Below are 15,724 nucleotides of genomic sequence, written 5' to 3'. Positions count from 1 at the left end.
CATGTCCTACCTCTATCAAGTCCTGACACAGCGCGTAGACGCATGGCGCGCTGCCAACTACCCGTGCGATGCGTTCCCGGCGATCCGCGAGATTCTGGAGTTCGCCACCGAGGACGGCGAGACCGGCCAGCTACGCTACCTTCGGCGTGCCCAGTTCCGTGCGTTGGAAACCTACTGGTACCTCCGGCTGGTGCTGGACACGCCCAAAATTCCAGACCTCTACGCCAAGCTGTTTCCGAAGCCGAAGGACCGCCGCGAGGCCATGGGCCTCACCCACCCCGACATCGTCAGCTTCATCGCGGACGAGGGGCTTGAAAGCTGCCTGGAACGGGTCAAGTCCGACAACGCGTTCGTGCGCCAGTACGCGTTAGAGAGCCTGCGCGAATCCCTGACCCTAGACTACGCCAGCTACATCCTGGCCCTGGCCATGGGCGCAGGCAAGACGATCTTGATGGGCTCCATCGTGGCCACCGAATTCGCCATGGCCATGGAATACCCTGATGGCCCCTTCGTGCAGAACGCGCTGATCTTTGCGCCAGGCAAGACCATCCTCAGCGCGCTGCGCGAACTGTCCGATGTGCCCTATGACAAGCTGCTGCCGCCGCGCATGCACAAACCATTCGCTGCCAGCCTGAAGCTGACCTTCACGCGCGACGGCGACAAGCAAATCCCCATCGTGTGGGGAAGCAACTTCAACGTCATCGTCACGAACACCGAGAAGATCCGCATCCAGAAGCCCAACGTGCGTAGCAACGGCCAGCAGGTTCCGCTGTTCGCCGGCACGAAGGCAGAGGAACAGACCGAGCTGGCCAACCTGCGCTTGCAAGCCGTGGCATCGCTGCCGCACCTGGCCGTGTTCTCTGACGAAGCCCACCACACCTACGGGCAGAAGCTGCTGGGCAAGTGGGAGAAGGACAAGGAGACCGGCGAACTGGTCTTCAAGGATGACGGCATCAAGAAGGTCCGCCGAACCATCGACTACCTGGCAGAGGAAACCAACCTGATCGTCGTGATCAACGCGACCGGCACGCCCTACTTCGAGCGTCAGCCCTTGCGAGACGTGGTGGTTTGGTACGGCCTGGGCGAAGGCATCCGGGATGGCGTGCTGAAGGAACTGGCCAAGAACATCAAGGTGTTCGACCTGGGAGACGGAGAGGCCGACACGCTGGTGTCGAGCGTGATCGAAGATTTCGTACGCGACTACTGGGCCGTGAGCCTGCCCAACGGTGCGCCTGCGCGCTTGGCCCTGTACTTCCCCAACATCGAAACCCGCGATGAACTGCGCAGCGCTGTCGAGTCGGCCCTCGCCCAACGCGGCATCGGCACCGACACCATCCTGGCAGTGGATGGCAAGAGCAACGAAGCCACGCGACGCCAGTTCGAGGCCGTGGCCCGCAACCCCGAAGCGCCTGAAAGGGTGCTGCTGCTGGTGAACATGGGCACCGAGGGCTGGAACTGCCCCAGCTTGTTTGCAACAGCGCTGGTCCGTAAGCTGGCCAACAGCAACAACTTCGTGCTTCAAGCGGCCACCCGGTGCCTGCGCCAGGTGCCTGGCAACAAGCACCCGGCCCGGGTGTACCTGACGGACAGCAACCGCAAGACGCTGGAGTCCCAGCTGGCCGAGACCTACGGCACCTCGCTCAAGGACTTGGACGCCCAGCAGGCCGAACGCGTGGAGCGCGAAATCGTGCTGCACCGCCCCCACCTGCCGCCCCTGCTCATCAAGAAGCGCGTGCTGCGATACCGACGCAAGGCCGACACGGATGGTGCGAAACCGCTGCACCTGACGGTGCCAACCGTGGCTGCACCGGCCGGCGTGACGGTGGCCACCTTGACGCCAGTGCAAACCGCATCGGGCACTACCACCCTGCAGAAGGTAGATGGCGGCGACGACGTGTTGCCGGCGCCGCCGCCCGAGCTGGACAGCTATGCCGCTGCCACCGAGCTGGCTGCCAACTACCACCTGGCCACGGCAGACGTGCTGGCCGCCCTGCGCGGCGCCTATGGCGTGGGCGCCGACATCCCCGACTACCATCTCGCCTCCTTGGGCCAGCAGATCGAAGACCAGCGCTCGGACTACGAAGAGCACTTCGAAGAAATCGACGTGGCCATCGCCCTGGTCAAGGCCGATGGGTTCGAGAAGTCCGAGCGAGGTGGGCAGCCGGTCTACACGGCCCGCATCAGCTTTGCCAAGGAGCGCGAACCGCTGTACCTGACGGCACGCGACACGCCGGACGCCGCGCACGCACTGGCCAGCAGCTTCCACTACGAGGGCTACAACTTCGACTCCGGCCCCGAGGCCGAGTTTTTGCGGTGGGCACTGACCCAGTTGCAGACCGAGACGCATCAGATCGAAGGGGTTTGGTTCACGGGCGGCATCACCGACCCGGCGAAGACCGACCTCTATGCCGAATACCTGGGCGACGACGGCCGATGGCACCGATACACCCCTGACTTCGTGCTGCGCCGCGCCGATGGCAAGCATCTGGTGGTGGAGATCAAGCGCGACAGCTACAGCCCCGACATCAAGGGCGACCTGGCTCGGCTGGGCCGAGGTGAAGCCGCGCAGACCTTGGAAGGCAAGAAGGCCGTGGCGCTGAAGCAATGGGAGGGCTTGAACCCCGACAAGCTCGCCTACCACGTGATGTTTGCCGACACCGACCTCAAGTCAGAAGGCTATGCCCAGGTCCGCGATTTCATCCGCGGCGCCTGACCAGCCAGCGACAACGACCAGAACACAGACAGACCATGACCGACAACATCAAGAAGCCCAAGGACGTGACCCCTAAAGACGTCAAGGTGAGCAAGGCGAAGGGCCGACCCATGCTCACCTGGGTGGGCAAGAAGCCGCTCGCCCGCGTGCGGGCCTACCCCGCTCAGGCCATCGAGCGCTTTGACGCCACGGCGGGCCAGGCGTTGCCCTTGCAGGAAGCAGGCTGGAGCGATTGGCCCAAGGACTTGCCCAAGGGCGGCCTGCTCTACCACGGCGACAACAAGGATGTGCTGGCCCACCTGCTGGCCAACGGCTTTCGGGGCAAGGTCAAGCTGATCTACATCGACCCGCCGTTCGACAGCGGCGCGGACTACGTGCGCAAGGTGCAACTACGCGGCGTCAAGGGCACGGTCAAGATCGACGGCGAGGACTACACGCTGGGCGAGCAGGTGCAGTACAGCGACATCTGGGCCAACGACAACTATCTGCAGTTCATGTACGAGCGCTTGCTGATCCTGAAGGAGTTGCTGGCCGAGGACGGCAGCGTCTTTCTGCACTGTGACGAACGGCAGGGGCATCGAATTCGTTGCATCTTGGATGAGGTGTTTGGAGCAGAGCACTTCAAGAACGAAGTGGTTTGGTACTACTCGAACAAGTACGGGGCCAACTCACAAACCTTCGATGTCTTTCACAATTCCATCTACTGGTATGGCAAGTCGAGCAAGGTTCAGTTCAATCCCGTTCGAGTACCGGTCAAAGAGAAGCGGCTGCAACCTGTGCGCCAATGGAACAAGGAGCTGAACAAGAACGAGTGGCTCCGCGACGAGTCGGGCAACTACCTCTATCAAGAAAGCTCAACAAAGGACCTGGGCGACGTTTGGGAAGTGCCTGTGATAAATCCGATGGCACTGGAGCGCACGGACTATCCGACGCAGAAGCCGGAGGCGCTACTTCGCTGGGTTGTTGGCTGCGCGTCTGCACCGGGTGATTTGGTGTTGGACTGCTTTGTCGGCTCTGGCACAACTGCTGTGGTAGCTCAGCAATTGGGCCGCCGCTGGATCGGCTGTGACATCAACAAAGGTGCGATTCAAACGACGGCCAAGCGCATTCAGGAGTTGATGCAATCCCAGGCCGTAGATGCTGCGCCCTCTCCGCAGGGAGACCTGATCGGGACGGCTGATCCTTCGCCAAAGCCAAGCCAACTCTCCTTCGCCACCTACCGCGTCAACGACTACGACCTGCAGATCCAGCATAACGAAGCCGTCGAGCTGGCCTGCCAGCACCTGGGCGTCACCCGCACGCGCACCGATTCGTTCTTTGAAGGAACGCAAGGCGGCCGCCTGGTCAAGATCGTGCCCTTCAACCATCCGCTGACGCCGCTGGACCTGGAGGCCGTGCGCAACGAGCTGAAGGCGCGCCCGACCGAAGAACGCGACGTGATGGTGGTGTGCCTGGGCTGGCAGCACGACGCCCGGGCCTGGGTAGAGACCTACAACCGGAACCGCCCGGTGAACAAGCTGCACGTGGTGGAACTGCGCACCGACCGCAAGCTCGGCGGCATCATCAAGCATGAGCCGCTGACCGCTCAGGTCAGCGCCAAGCGCACCGGCAAGGGGGCGAACGCCCAACTGGTTGTCGAGGTGCAAGACGTGGTGTCGCCCACCATCATGCAGCGCCTGAACCTGGAGCAAGGCGTGTTCCGCGCCCAGATCACCGACTGGCGCGCGGTCGTCGATTGCATCTTGATCGACACGCAGTACGACGGCCAAGTCTTCAATGTTGCACTGGCCGACGTGCCGGAGCGCAAGCAAGACCTGGTGAATGGGCGCTACGAGCTGCCGGCACCGCCGGCTGGGTCGACGGTGGCCGTCAAGATCATCGACATGCTGGGTGAGGAGCTTGTCGTGAATCTGACCGTTTGAGGCACGAACGACAATGCACCCAAGAGGCATCACATGAAGATCGACACCATCAGCATTGAGGGCTACAAGTCCTTCGCCAAGGTCGATCAGTTCGCTCTGGGCAACCTGAACGTGCTGATTGGCGCGAACGGCGCCGGCAAGAGCAACTTCCTGTCACTCTTCAAACTGTTGACGGCGGTATCGCAGGGCAACCTGCAAACCTATGTCAAGTCTCAGGGTGGCCCTGACGTGTTGCTGCACGGCGGTCGCAAACGTACGCCTCAGCTCAGCATCGCTCTGAAGTTCAGGCCCAATGGCACGGTCGTCAATGGCTATGAAATCACACTGGCGCCCACTGCCGACAACCGCGTTCAGTTTGTCCGAGAGGTGCCGTGGATTGACGGTGACTTCGGGCTCACAAGGTACCAGCTCGGGACAGCACACGAGGAAGCCAGACTGCTGACCGACACACGCCAGGTCAGCCAGTACGTTTCGCGGTGGATGAAAAGCTGGCAGCAGTTCCACTTCCATGACACCAGCGACAGCGCAGCGGTCAAGCGCCCGCATCCGAGCAACGACAACCTTCGACTGAAGGCCCAGGCGGACAACCTCGCTGCCTACCTTTACCGCCTGCGTGGACTTCCGTCGCATAAGTCGGCCTATGAGCGCATCGTCGACACGATCAAGCTGGCAGCGCCTTTTTTTGGCGGCTTTGTAGAGCGTGATCCGATGCCGGAGACCGTGGAACTGGAATGGTTCGAACAAAGCGATCCTGAAACGCCCTACCGCGCGCACACGCTCTCAGACGGCACGCTTCGGTTCATCTGCTTGACGACGCTATTGCTTCAACCGTCATACCTGCTGCCCGACACGCTGCTGATCGACGAACCGGAGTTGGGCCTTCACCCATTCGCCATCAACCTGCTGGCGGACATGATGAAGGAGCTGGCTCAGACCAAACAGCTGATCGTCTCGACCCAGTCCGTCGAGCTGCTGAACGCCTTGGAGCCTGAGCATATTGTTGTCGCCCAGCGTTCCAATGGCGCTACCACGCTGGAGCGACTCAACGCGGCCGAGCTTCAAGGTTGGCTGGACGACTACCAAAGCCTGGGCGAGTTGTGGAAGCGAAATGTGCTCGGCGGAAGGCCCAGCCTGTGATGCGCCGGGTCGTCATCGTCTGCGAAGGGCAGACCGAAGAAGCGTTCATTTCCCGCGTGATGGTTCCGGCCTTTGTGGAGACAGGCATTCTGCTGCAGGGCATTACCGTCGAGACCTCACCAGGGCACAAGGGCGGCGCGATGCGCTATGACCGCCTGCGCCCGGCACTGCGCAACGCATTGGCCAATGGCCGCGTTGCGGCCGTGACGACCTTGATCGATCTCTACAAGCTGGCCCCTGATTTTCCGGGCTATGGTGCGGCCTTGCCGCTGCCCACCCTGGCCGAGAGACTGCGGGCGCTGGAGAGTCAACTTCATGCAGACGTGGTTGCGCACTGTGGGTGCAACCCGGCGCGGTTCATACCGCATGTCCAGCCTCATGAATTCGAGGCGCTCTTGTTCAGCGATGTCTCTGTTCTCGCCGGCTTGGAGGCAGGTTGGGCTGCCGCAGCGCCGGCTTTGGTACAGGCCCGGATGGCTGCTCCTACACCGGAAGAAATCAACAATGGCCACGAGACCAAACCCTCTGCCCGGCTTGAGACCCTTCTTCGCAACCCTTCATACCGCAAGTTGCGTCATGGCCCAATTGCCGCTGAACGCATTGGGCTGGCAAGAATCGAGTCTGAATGCCCGCACTTCGCGAAGTGGCTGGCTCAACTCCGAATCCTTTGACGAGTTCTGGAATCGGTAACCTGCAACCGCTGAGAGGGTGTTGACATGGCCGAAATCACCCGTCGCCGCACCGGCGAATTCCTACGCGAGCTGTTCCGCATCCTGATGGCGGCACCCGACGGCATGCGCGCCAGCGACGCCCTGCAAGTGCTGGCCAGCCGCTTCACTTTGACGCCCTACGAGGCGGATAACTACGAATCCGGCTCCCGCCGCTTCGAGAAGATCGTCCGCTTCGCCACGGTCGATTGCGTCAAGGCCGGCTGGTTGGTGAAGGACAAGGGCATTTGGACCATCACCGAGGCGGGCCAGGCAGCCCATGCCGAGCTACCCGACCCCGAGGCCTTCTACAAGCGTGCCTGCAAGCTGTACGCCGAATGGAAGGCCGCACAGCCTGACGCCGAAGGCAGTGCAGCGGAGGTGGCCGCCGCTGCGAGCGCAGTGGACGACGTGGACAACAACGCCAAGGCGGCGAGTGTCACCTTCGAAGAGGCCGAAGAGCAGGCCTGGGCGGAGGTATCGCAGTACCTGCGTGCGATGAACCCCTACGACTTTCAGGACCTCGTGGCCGACTTGTTGCGCGCCATGTCGTACCACGTCACCTGGGTGTCGCCGCCTGGCAAGGATGGTGGCGTGGACATTCTGGCCTGGCCCGATGCGCTGGGCACGCGCCCGCCGCGCATCAAGGTGCAAGTAAAGCGCCAGCAGCAGGCCGTGAGTGTCGAGGGCCTGCGGTCTTTCATGGCCGTGCTGGGAGATGACGACGTGGGCCTGTTCGTCTGCACCGGTGGCTTCACCAAGGACGCCGAAGCCGAGGCGCGCACGCAGGAGAAGCGGCGCATCACCTTGATCAGCCTGGAGAAGCTGTTCGACCTGTGGGACGAGCACTACGACAAGCTGACTGACAGGGCACGGCGTCGGTTGCCGCTGCGGTCCATTCGCTTCTTGGCCCCAGGAGGCTGACGAGCGGCTCACCAGCTCAACGCATCACGTTGGCAGAGCGTTCTGCAAGCGATGGCTCAATGCGATCTATGCCCGAGCCGGCGCCAGCCCACCCTCCCCCTCCAACACCTCCCCCAACCTCCCCAACATCGCATCACACGCCTGCAGCTGCGCCACGGTCACATACTCGTCGGGCTTGTGGCCCTGGTCCATGCTGCCGGGGCCGCAGACCACGGTGGGGATGCCGGCCTGGTGGAACAGGCCGCCTTCGGTGCCGTAGGCCACGGTGCCAAAGGCCGAGCTGCCGCTGATGCGTGAGAGCAGGTAGGCGGCTTCGCCGTCGGCCGGGGTGGCCAGGCCGGGGTAGGCGCTCAGGGGTTCGAACTGGATGTCGGCCTGGGGGTGCACGGCCTGCATGCGGGGCAGCAGGTCCAGCAGCGCGTGCTGCAGCAATTCGTCCACCACCTGCTGGGCGTCAAAGCCCGGCAGGGCCCGCACTTCAAAGTCGAAGCTGCAGTCGGCCGGCACGATGTTCAGCGCCCGGCCGCCCTGGATCAGCCCGGTCTGCACGGTGGAGTGCGGCGGGTCGAAGCGAGGGTCGTGGTGTTCGGGGCGGGCCAGTTGCTGGCCGATGTCGCCCAGGCGGTGGATGAGCCGCGCGGCGTATTCAATGGCGTTCACGCCCTGCGGTGCATAGGCCGAGTGGCAGGCCGCGCCGCGCACGCGGCAGCGCATGGCCAGCTTGCCCTTGTGGCCCAGCACGGGCTTCATCTCGGTGGGCTCGCCAATCAGGCACAGGCGGGGCTTGTGCGGGCGCTGGGCCAGCTCGGCCAGCATGGGGCGCACGCCCAGGCAGCCCACCTCTTCGTCATACGAGAACGCCAGGTGCACCGGCCAGTGCAGCGGCCGCGCCAGAAAGCGCGGCACCGCCGCCAGCACGCAGGCGATGAAGCCCTTCATGTCGGCGGCGCCGCGGCCGTAGAGGCGGTCGTCCTGCACGGTCAGGGCAAAGGGGTCCACCGTCCAGGCCTGGCCGTCCACCGGCACCACGTCGGTGTGGCCGGACAGGGCCACGCCGCCGCGGTCGGTGGGGCCCAGGGTGGCGTACAGGCTGGCCTTGCTGCCTTCGGCGTTGAGGAACAGCTCGCTGGCCACGCCCCAGTCGGCCAGATAGTCCCGGATGAAGTGGATGAGCCCCAGGTTGGGGTTGCGGCTGACGGTGGGCTGGCTCAGCAGCTGCGCCAGCAGGTCAATGCTGCGGGGCTCATTCATCGCCCGGCACCCCGTAGCTGGGGGCGGCGGTGGGGTCCAGGGCGCGGGTGAGGTAGTCCTGCATCTGCGGGCGATAGGCCTGCCACAGGCCGGCCAGCTGGCCGATGGGGTCGGCCTCGGCCCAGTCCACCCGCAGGTCGATGATGGGCCAGGGCACCTCGCCCACCACCTTCAGCGCGGCGGAATGCACGGGGCCGGCCTCGCCCCCGGCGGCCAGGGCGGCCTGCATGGCGGCCAGCAGGCGGTCGGCCAGCGGGCCGGGAGTGCTTTCAAACGCGGGCACCATGGCCTCGATGACGGCGGGGCTGGCCAGCAGGTTGCCGGCGGCCACGCATTGCGCGCCGGCCACGGCGTGGTGCAGGCCCAGGGCCTCGCGGCCGCTGAAGTGGGCGGTGCGGCCCTGCGCATCCACCACGGTCACCTGCCGGTGCTCGCGCCAGGGCTCGGCGGCCATTACCTGGGCCAGGGCGGCTTCGGCCGGCGTCTGCTCGGCCAGGCGGCCCAGCACCTGCGGGCCCAGGGCCGGCAGGGTGATGTTCTGGGTGGAGACGGCCCCCACCCCGGCCTCCAGCCAGGGGCAGCGCGCGCCCACGGCGATGCTGGAAGAGCTGATGGCCACGCCCAGCTGGCCGGTGCGGGCACAGCGCCCGACGATGGAGAAGGTCATGGCGATGTCCTCTGGTCTTGGCGATGGATCAGGCTTGGGGCGGCACCCAGCCGTCCGGGATGACGGCGATGACGTCGATCTCCATCAGCCATTCGGGCTGGCCCAGGGCCGCCACCACCAGGCCGGTGGAGATGGGGAACACGCCCTTCAACCACTTGCCCACCTCGCGGTAGACCGGCTCCCGGAAGCGCGGATCGGTCAGGTAGGTGGTGGTCTTGACGATGTGGCTCAGGTCGCTGCCGGCTTCCTTCAGCAGCTGCTGCAGGTTCTTCATGGCCTGCTCGGCCTGGGCCCGCGGGTCACCCAGGCCCACCAGGTTACCCTCAAAGTCGGTGCCAACCTGGCCGCGCACATAGACGGTGTTGCCGGCGCGCACGGCCTGGCACAGGTCGTTGTCCAGCGACTGGTTGGGGTAGGTGTCCTTGGTGTTGAACATCCGGATGCGGGTGTGGGTGTGGGTCGGCTGGCTCATGCGGTGATCTCCTTGGCGGTTGCTTTCACGGCCGACCCCTGTTCAGAAGCGGCGCGGTAGGCGCTGTACTTGCGCTGGATGGCGATGTGGTCGGCGATGTACTTGGCGTCGTGCCACACGCCCCAGATGAAGGTGGAGCCGCGGCGCGACAGCCAGGGCAGGCCCAGGAAGTACACGCCGGGCTCGCTGGACACGCCGCGCTGGTGGCGGGGCTTGCCGTTCGCATCCAGCGCATCCACCTGCAGCCAGCCGTAGTCCACGGTGAAGCCGGTGGCCCAGAGGATGGTGCGCACGCCGGCCTGGGCCAGGTCCAGGCTCAGCAGCGGGTGCGTCACGCAGGCCGGGTCGGCCAGGCGGCGGCGGGCCTCGGGCTCTTCGGGCAGGTCCAGGCCGTGGCGGGCGATGTAGGCGTCGGCCGCGTCCAGCATCTGGCGCAGGTTGTCGTCGCCGCGGGCGATGTTGTCGGCCAGGTCGGGCGCAAAGCGGGCCACGCCGTTCTCAAAGCCCTGGGTCACGCCCACCAGGGTGATGCCCTGGTGGCCCAGCGCCCGGAAGTCCACCGTGTGGCCGCCGCGCGCGCCGCTGACCGCGATGGTGACGTGTTCCTTGCCCGGCTCGGTGGCCGCGGCGTCCCAGGCGCCCAGCACGCCCAGCCACCAGACGAAATCCCGCCCGCGGTAGGAACGCGGCGGCCGGTCGTGCGCGCCCACCGAAAGGTACACCTGGCGGCCGGCGCGCTGCAGCTCGTCGGCAATCTGCACGCCGGAGGAGCCGCTGCCCACCACCAGCACCGCGCCTTCGGGCAGTTGCTCGGGGTTGTGGTACTGGGCCGAGTGGATCTGGGTCAGGCCCGCGTCCTGCGGGGCGATGACGGGGATCAGCGGACGCTGGAAGGGGCCGGTGGCCGCCACCACGCGCTGGGCGCGGATGCTGCCTTCGGAGGTTTCCACCAGAAAGCCCGGTTGCCCCTGCTGACGCACCACGCGCTTGACTTCCACCCCGGTGCGGATGGGGGCGTTGATCATCTTGGCGTAGGCCACGAAGTAGTCGGCCACGTCTTCCTTGGTGACGAAGTCGTCCGGCCCGTAGCCGGGGAATTCCATGCCGGGGAAGCGGTCGTGCCAGGCCGGGCCGTTGGCCACCAGGGAATCCCAGCGCTCGGAACGCCAGCGCTCGGCAATGCGGTGGCGTTCCAACACCAGGTGGGGAATGCCGAGCTTGCCCAGGTGCTCGCTCATGGCCACGCCAGCCTGGCCGGCGCCGACCACCAGCGTGTCTGTTTCCGTCAAATCGAGGGACATGTCGTTCCTTTGGGGCGGCTCGCGCGCCGTTGGACATGGCATGGCCCTCGGCAGGCCCTGGCGGTCTGCCGTCACTCTCACCCATGCCCCGCGCTGGCCGCCGGGGTTGCTGTGAGAGTCATTCTGTTGAGAAGCGCCCCGCAGGGAAAATATGATTTTCGGAGCCGGGCGCGAGGAAAAAGCTTCTCGCTCAGGCCTGGGCGCGGGCCGCGCGGCGGCGGCCGGTGTGCCACAGCAGCGGCACGGCCAGCAGCACGCCGGCGGCAATGTGCACGCCGTCCAGCGTGGGCCGCCAGTCCTCCCCACCGAAGTAGTAAAGCAGGTAGCCGCTGGCCACCAGGGCGATGAACAGGCTGCCCAGCCACAGGCCGGTGCGCCGCTGGCCGCGCCAGGCCGGGCGCTGGCCCATGCGCCAGCCCGGCGGCAGGTGCTGGGCCACCACCGCGCCCAGGGCCATCAGGTTGAGAAACAGGGCCAGGCCGTGCAGCTTCATCAGCCAGGGCTCGGCCGGGTGCGGCAAGCCTTCAGCCCCGCCCGCGCCCACGGTGTAGTGCAGCGCGCACCAGCCCAGGCCGCTGGCCCACAGCAGCGCAGTGCTCAGCCAGACCATGCGCTTGAGGCCCCGGCCCATGCCGGCATGGCGGTGGCCGGGGCTCATGGCGCGGCCTCCGCCAGGGGTTGTGCGGCGGTGGCGTCATGGAAGACGGCGTGCGCGCCCAGGCCAGCCAGCCAGGCGGCCGGCAATTCAGGCTGCTGGGCCAGCACCTTGGTCAGCGCATCGGCCGCCAGGGCGGTGGGGGCCAGCACACTCAGGTGGGTGTGAATGGGCGCAGCGCCAGCGGGGCTGTGCAGTCGGCTGCGTGCGCCGGGGCCGAAGTGGCTGGTGGCGGCGGCACCGTCTTCCAGCCAGCCCCAGGCGCGGGTGCCGCCCTGGGCCTCGTCCCGCAGCACCAGCGGCAAGCGCAGCGGGCCGAAGACGCGCAGGTCTCCGCCCGCGTTCACCCAGCCGGCGGGCCAGCCCTGGGCCTGCAACCGGGCCACGGCCTGGTCGATGGCGTCGCCCTTGGCCAGGCCGCCGGCGTCCAGGCGGGTGCGGGCGTGCTCGCGCCACAGCCAGGTGCCGTCCCAGTGCCAGGGGCCGCTGCCCTGGGCCAGGTCGAAGGCGCCGTCGCTCAGGGTGGCCCAGTGGCAGGCGGCCGTCAGCACGCGCGCGGTGTGGGGGCGCACGCTCAGGCGGGTGCCCGGCGGCGCGGCGTGCAGGCGCGACAGATCGCTGCCGGGGTCGAAGAGGGAGAGCTGGGCCTGGAGGTCCTGCAGCAAGGCCCAGACCGCCGCGAAAGCGGCCTCGTGCGTGGCGCCCCCTGCGGGCGCAGCCAGGGGCAGGCCCACCTCCACCAGCGTGCCCAGCAGCGGCCGGGCGCGGCGGGCCCAGCCGCCGGCCGCTGAGGCGTTCAGCGCGCCCATGCGGGTTGCGCGCGCCGGGCCACGTCCACCGCCTGCACGATGCGGCGGATGCCATCGGTCACGTGGCTGCAGCTGAGGGTGGCGCCGCTGATGTTGGCGATGTCGCTGCCCACGCGCAACGGGGCGCTGGCGTTCTTGCCGACGAACTGCTTGCGCCAGGCCGGCAGGCGGATCTCGCTGCCATGGCTTTCGCGGTAGGACAGGATCTCCACCCCGCGGATGGCGCCTTCGCGGTCCAGGCCCACGGCGTAGCTGATGAGCTCGTACTTGCCGACCACGTTGTCCAGCAGCACCCAGCCCAGCAGCGCGCCGGCCTTGCGGGCCGTGCGCAGCTCCCAGCGGGCGGAGCGGCCCTTGGCACCGGCGGCGTCCAGGGCCTGCAGCTGGGCCGCGTCCAGCGCCAGCGTGCTGCTGTCCCAGTGGTCGGCCTCGGGGAAGATGAGCTGCGCGGCCTGGTCCGCGCTGAGGTAATCCACCGCGAAGGCGGCGGGAGATGCGCTGGCCATGGCGGCGGCTGTGACCCAGAAGCGCATCAGAAGCTCCAGCCCAGGCCCAGGTCCAGCCGGTTGGCGTTGCTGTTCTCGTCGAAGCGCTGCAGGTCGGCCTTGACGACCACGCCCGGCGTGAGCTGGAAGTTGGCACCCACGGTCCAGACCTTTTCGGTCTTGAGACCGGTCGGCGTCACGCCCGCGCCCAGGTCGGCGTAGCTGCGGCCGGTGTTGTACTGCTCGTAGCGCGCGAAGGGCGCCAGCGCGTAGCTGCCCGATTGCCACAGGTGGTAGGCGGCCTGGGTGTACCAGCCGTCAAAGCGCTCGGGGATGAGCACGGCGCTGCCCAGCAGGGTGCTGTTCAGGCGCGCGGTGTTGCTGATGGTGCCGCGGCTGTACAGGGCCGACAGGTCCCAGGCGCCGGGCGTCCAGCGGGCGTGCAGGTCCCACAGGGTGACGCGGCCGCTGACGTTCTGCGTGGTCTGGCCCTGGCTGGCGTTGCCGGTGAAGACCGAGCCGCCCAGCTGCAGGCCGGGGATGCCGCGCCAGTTGACGGCGCCGAAGACGGACAGGTCGCGCGCCTTGGCCAGCGCCAGCTCCTGGTGGATGGAGCCCAGCGGAGATTCCTGCCCTTCGGATTCGGCGGTGGCGTCCCACTTGCTCAGGTCGAAGCCGGTGGTGACGCCGGCCTGCACGGTCCAGCCGTCGTCCAGCGTGCCGGCCAGTTGCAGGCCACCTTCACGCCAGGTGGTGGGGATGATGGCGGTCTCGACGAAGTTGCGCATGACGCCGTAGTAGGCGTTGGGCTCGTGGTTCTCGTTGAGCAGGCCCACGGGCATCAGGAACAGGCCGCCGCGGGCGGCCCAGTTGGGCAGGAACTGGTGCTCGACGAAGGCCTGCTCCACCTCCACCTCGCCCGGGTCGTCGGCCGAGCTGACGGCGTGTTCCACCTCCAGCTCGGTCACCACCTTGGTCTTCTCGTCGAAGCGGTGCTGGTAGGCCAGCACGAAGCGCGCGACGTCGGCGGTGCTGTCCTGGCCCGCGTGCTGGGGCCGGTTGTAGGTCAGCTCGGCATAGCCGCCCAGCACGGTGGCGGGCTCGCCCGGTGCGGCTTCGGAGGTGGCCGCCACCGCGGGTGCCGCGGCCGGGGCTGCCGCAGTGGCCGGTGCGGCAGGCGCCGCGGCGGTGCCGGCACGGGCCTGGGCCAGTTCGGCGAGCTGGGCCTTCAGCGTGGCCAGTTCGGCGGCCAGCTGGTCAACCTTGCGGGCCAGGGCCTCTTCCTGCGGGGTGGCGGCCTGGGCGGCGGCGGGGCCGGCCACGGCCAGGGCGGCCGCCAGGGCCAGGGCAGAGCGGGTGAGCGGGTGCATGGTGGGTGTCCTTGGGTTGGGTGTCTGCTGTCTTGGAAGGGGAAACAGGCCGCTCAGCGGGAAGCGGAAGCGCTGGCCGTGGAGGACGTGCTGCTCCAGCCGTCCGTCAGCGTGTTGAGGAAGGCGATGACGTCCTCGATCTCGCTGTCGCTCAGGGCCGGGGCGTCGCCAAGCTTGCGGTTGTAGGGCACCTCGGTGGTGTTGACGTTGGCGTGGTAGGCCGCGGGCAGGTCGTTGAACTTCTGCACCGTGCCGTCGCTGCCCACGGGGTAGAACTTCTCGGGGTTGGTGTCGCGCTGGACGTAGAAGGTGATCGCGTCCTTGAGCGTCTTGAAGTAGCCGTTGTGGAAGAAGGCCTTGCGCAGCGCCACGTTGCGCAGGCTGGGCACCTTGAAGGCGCCGCACAGGTCGGTGCGGGCCGTCAGGTCGCCGGTCGAGCGGGCGCACAGGCCCAGGTCGAAGTAGCTGGCGTCGGCGTTCTGGCTCAGCTCGGTGTTGCGGGGCACGCCCAGCACGTCGTAGGTGAAGTCGGTGAACAGCGGCATGGCGCCGTTGGGCGACTGCGAGGACGGGTGGCAGCCCGCGCAGTTGCCCTTGGTGGCGCTGTTGAACAGGGCCAGGCCGCGGGTCTCTTGCTCGGTCAGCGTGGTCTGTCCGCGCAGGAAGGCGTCGTACTTGCTGGTGTAGGCGTGGAACTCGCTGTCCTCCAGCTGGTACTGCTGCAGGGCCTGGGCCATGCGGTCGAAGGCGTCGGCCGGGCGGCTGAGGATGTCCGCGCCGAAGACGGTCTTGAACTCCGACGCGTAGGCGGTGGCGGCCAGCTTGGCCACCACATCGGCCACGCTGGTGTTGGCCATCTCCACCGGGTTCAGGAAGGGGCCCTTGGCCTGGTCCTTCAGCGAGGCGGCGCGGCCATCCCAGAAGAAGCCGCCGGTGGGCGTGCCATCGGCCGCGAAGTAGAAGACCGTGTTGGTCTGCAGGTAGCGGATGGAGGGCGAGTTGCGCCCGCCCTGCAGCGTCATGTCGGCGCCGCCCATCTGGGCCGCCAGCGCATTGGACGGCGCGTGGCCGTTCTCAGGGTCGTGGCAGCTGGCGCAGGCCTGCTGGCCCGAAGCCGACAGCGAGGTGTCGGCAAAGATCTTCCGGCCCAGTTCGGCCTGGGCGGACAGCGTGGTGCTGGAGCTGCCGGAGGTGGCGGTGCTGGCCGAGCCCCCTCCGCAACCCGCCAGGGCCAGGCACAGGGCCAGGCCGGACGTCACAAGCGCGGTGATGTTCACTGGTGGTGTGGGTATTAATAAGAATGGTTCGCAT

Annotated in this window: 14 protein-coding genes; 5 read left to right on the top strand and 9 right to left on the bottom strand. The window is 67.1% G+C overall.

From position 1 onward, the window contains the following. Position 1: 1 nt before the first annotated feature. From LRM40_RS18470 to LRM40_RS18450, 5 genes are read left to right on the top strand one after another with little or no spacing between them, the layout of a single operon-like run. On the top strand, positions 2-2,713 hold the full coding sequence (locus LRM40_RS18470; protein WP_151124349.1) for a DEAD/DEAH box helicase family protein: 2,712 nt from the start codon (positions 2-4) through the stop codon (positions 2,711-2,713). Between the two features lie 35 nt (positions 2,714-2,748). Further along, on the top strand, positions 2,749-4,635 hold the full coding sequence (locus tag LRM40_RS18465) for a site-specific DNA-methyltransferase (protein WP_170288879.1): 1,887 nt from the start codon (positions 2,749-2,751) through the stop codon (positions 4,633-4,635). A 33-nt stretch (positions 4,636-4,668) separates the two neighbouring features. Then, a complete protein-coding gene (locus LRM40_RS18460; protein WP_151124348.1) occupies positions 4,669-5,772 on the top strand; it encodes an AAA family ATPase in 1,104 nt (367 codons plus the stop codon). Continuing rightward, positions 5,772-6,443 (top strand): DUF4276 family protein, encoded by a 672-nt coding sequence (locus LRM40_RS18455; protein WP_151124347.1) that lies wholly within the window; start codon positions 5,772-5,774, stop codon positions 6,441-6,443. The genes LRM40_RS18460 and LRM40_RS18455 overlap by 1 nt, the downstream gene beginning before the upstream one ends. 45 nt (positions 6,444-6,488) lie before the next feature. Then, positions 6,489-7,403 carry a restriction endonuclease gene (locus LRM40_RS18450; RefSeq protein ID WP_151124346.1) on the top strand — a complete coding sequence of 305 codons (915 nt, stop codon included), beginning with the start codon at positions 6,489-6,491 and terminating at the stop codon, positions 7,401-7,403. Between the two features lie 66 nt (positions 7,404-7,469). Here the strand turns inward: LRM40_RS18450 and argE are convergent, their stop codons facing one another. The 9 genes from argE to LRM40_RS18405 all read right to left on the bottom strand — a co-directional run bounded on the left by argE (position 7,470) and on the right by LRM40_RS18405 (position 15,672). Further along, positions 7,470-8,654 carry an acetylornithine deacetylase gene (gene argE / locus LRM40_RS18445; RefSeq protein WP_151124345.1) on the bottom strand — a complete coding sequence of 395 codons (1,185 nt, stop codon included), beginning with the start codon at positions 8,652-8,654 and terminating at the stop codon, positions 7,470-7,472. Further along, positions 8,647-9,321 carry a DUF1028 domain-containing protein gene (locus LRM40_RS18440; protein WP_151124344.1) on the bottom strand — a complete coding sequence of 225 codons (675 nt, stop codon included), beginning with the start codon at positions 9,319-9,321 and terminating at the stop codon, positions 8,647-8,649. Before LRM40_RS18440 ends, argE begins: the two co-directional genes overlap by 8 nt. A 28-nt stretch (positions 9,322-9,349) precedes the next feature. Beyond that, the gene (locus LRM40_RS18435) at positions 9,350-9,793 is read right to left on the bottom strand and encodes a RidA family protein (RefSeq protein WP_151124343.1); all 444 of its coding nucleotides are present in this window, start codon (positions 9,791-9,793) and stop codon (positions 9,350-9,352) included. Next, entirely contained in the window at positions 9,790-11,136 is a 1,347-nt protein-coding gene (locus LRM40_RS18430; RefSeq protein WP_231067900.1) for a flavin-containing monooxygenase, read from the bottom strand. The genes LRM40_RS18435 and LRM40_RS18430 overlap by 4 nt, the downstream gene beginning before the upstream one ends. Before the next feature lie 148 nt (positions 11,137-11,284). Continuing rightward, positions 11,285-11,752 carry a hypothetical protein gene (locus tag LRM40_RS18425; RefSeq protein ID WP_151124341.1) on the bottom strand — a complete coding sequence of 156 codons (468 nt, stop codon included), beginning with the start codon at positions 11,750-11,752 and terminating at the stop codon, positions 11,285-11,287. Continuing rightward, positions 11,749-12,558 (bottom strand): FAD:protein FMN transferase, encoded by an 810-nt coding sequence (locus LRM40_RS18420; RefSeq protein WP_151124340.1) that lies wholly within the window; start codon positions 12,556-12,558, stop codon positions 11,749-11,751. The genes LRM40_RS18425 and LRM40_RS18420 overlap by 4 nt, the downstream gene beginning before the upstream one ends. Beyond that, positions 12,546-13,091, bottom strand: a complete 546-nt coding sequence (locus LRM40_RS18415) for an FMN-binding protein (protein ID WP_151124339.1) — start codon at positions 13,089-13,091, stop codon at positions 12,546-12,548. The genes LRM40_RS18420 and LRM40_RS18415 overlap by 13 nt, the downstream gene beginning before the upstream one ends. Continuing rightward, positions 13,091-14,413 (bottom strand): porin, encoded by a 1,323-nt coding sequence (locus LRM40_RS18410; protein WP_151124338.1) that lies wholly within the window; start codon positions 14,411-14,413, stop codon positions 13,091-13,093. Before LRM40_RS18410 ends, LRM40_RS18415 begins: the two co-directional genes overlap by 1 nt. Positions 14,414-14,466: 53 nt before the next feature. Then, positions 14,467-15,672 (bottom strand): cytochrome-c peroxidase, encoded by a 1,206-nt coding sequence (locus LRM40_RS18405; protein ID WP_231067899.1) that lies wholly within the window; start codon positions 15,670-15,672, stop codon positions 14,467-14,469. Positions 15,673-15,724: the final 52 nt, after the last annotated feature.

This window comes from Ideonella dechloratans (genome assembly GCF_021049305.1).
Lineage (GTDB): Bacteria > Pseudomonadota > Gammaproteobacteria > Burkholderiales > Burkholderiaceae_C > Ideonella > Ideonella dechloratans.
This window is presented reverse-complemented; position numbering and strand designations above follow the sequence as displayed.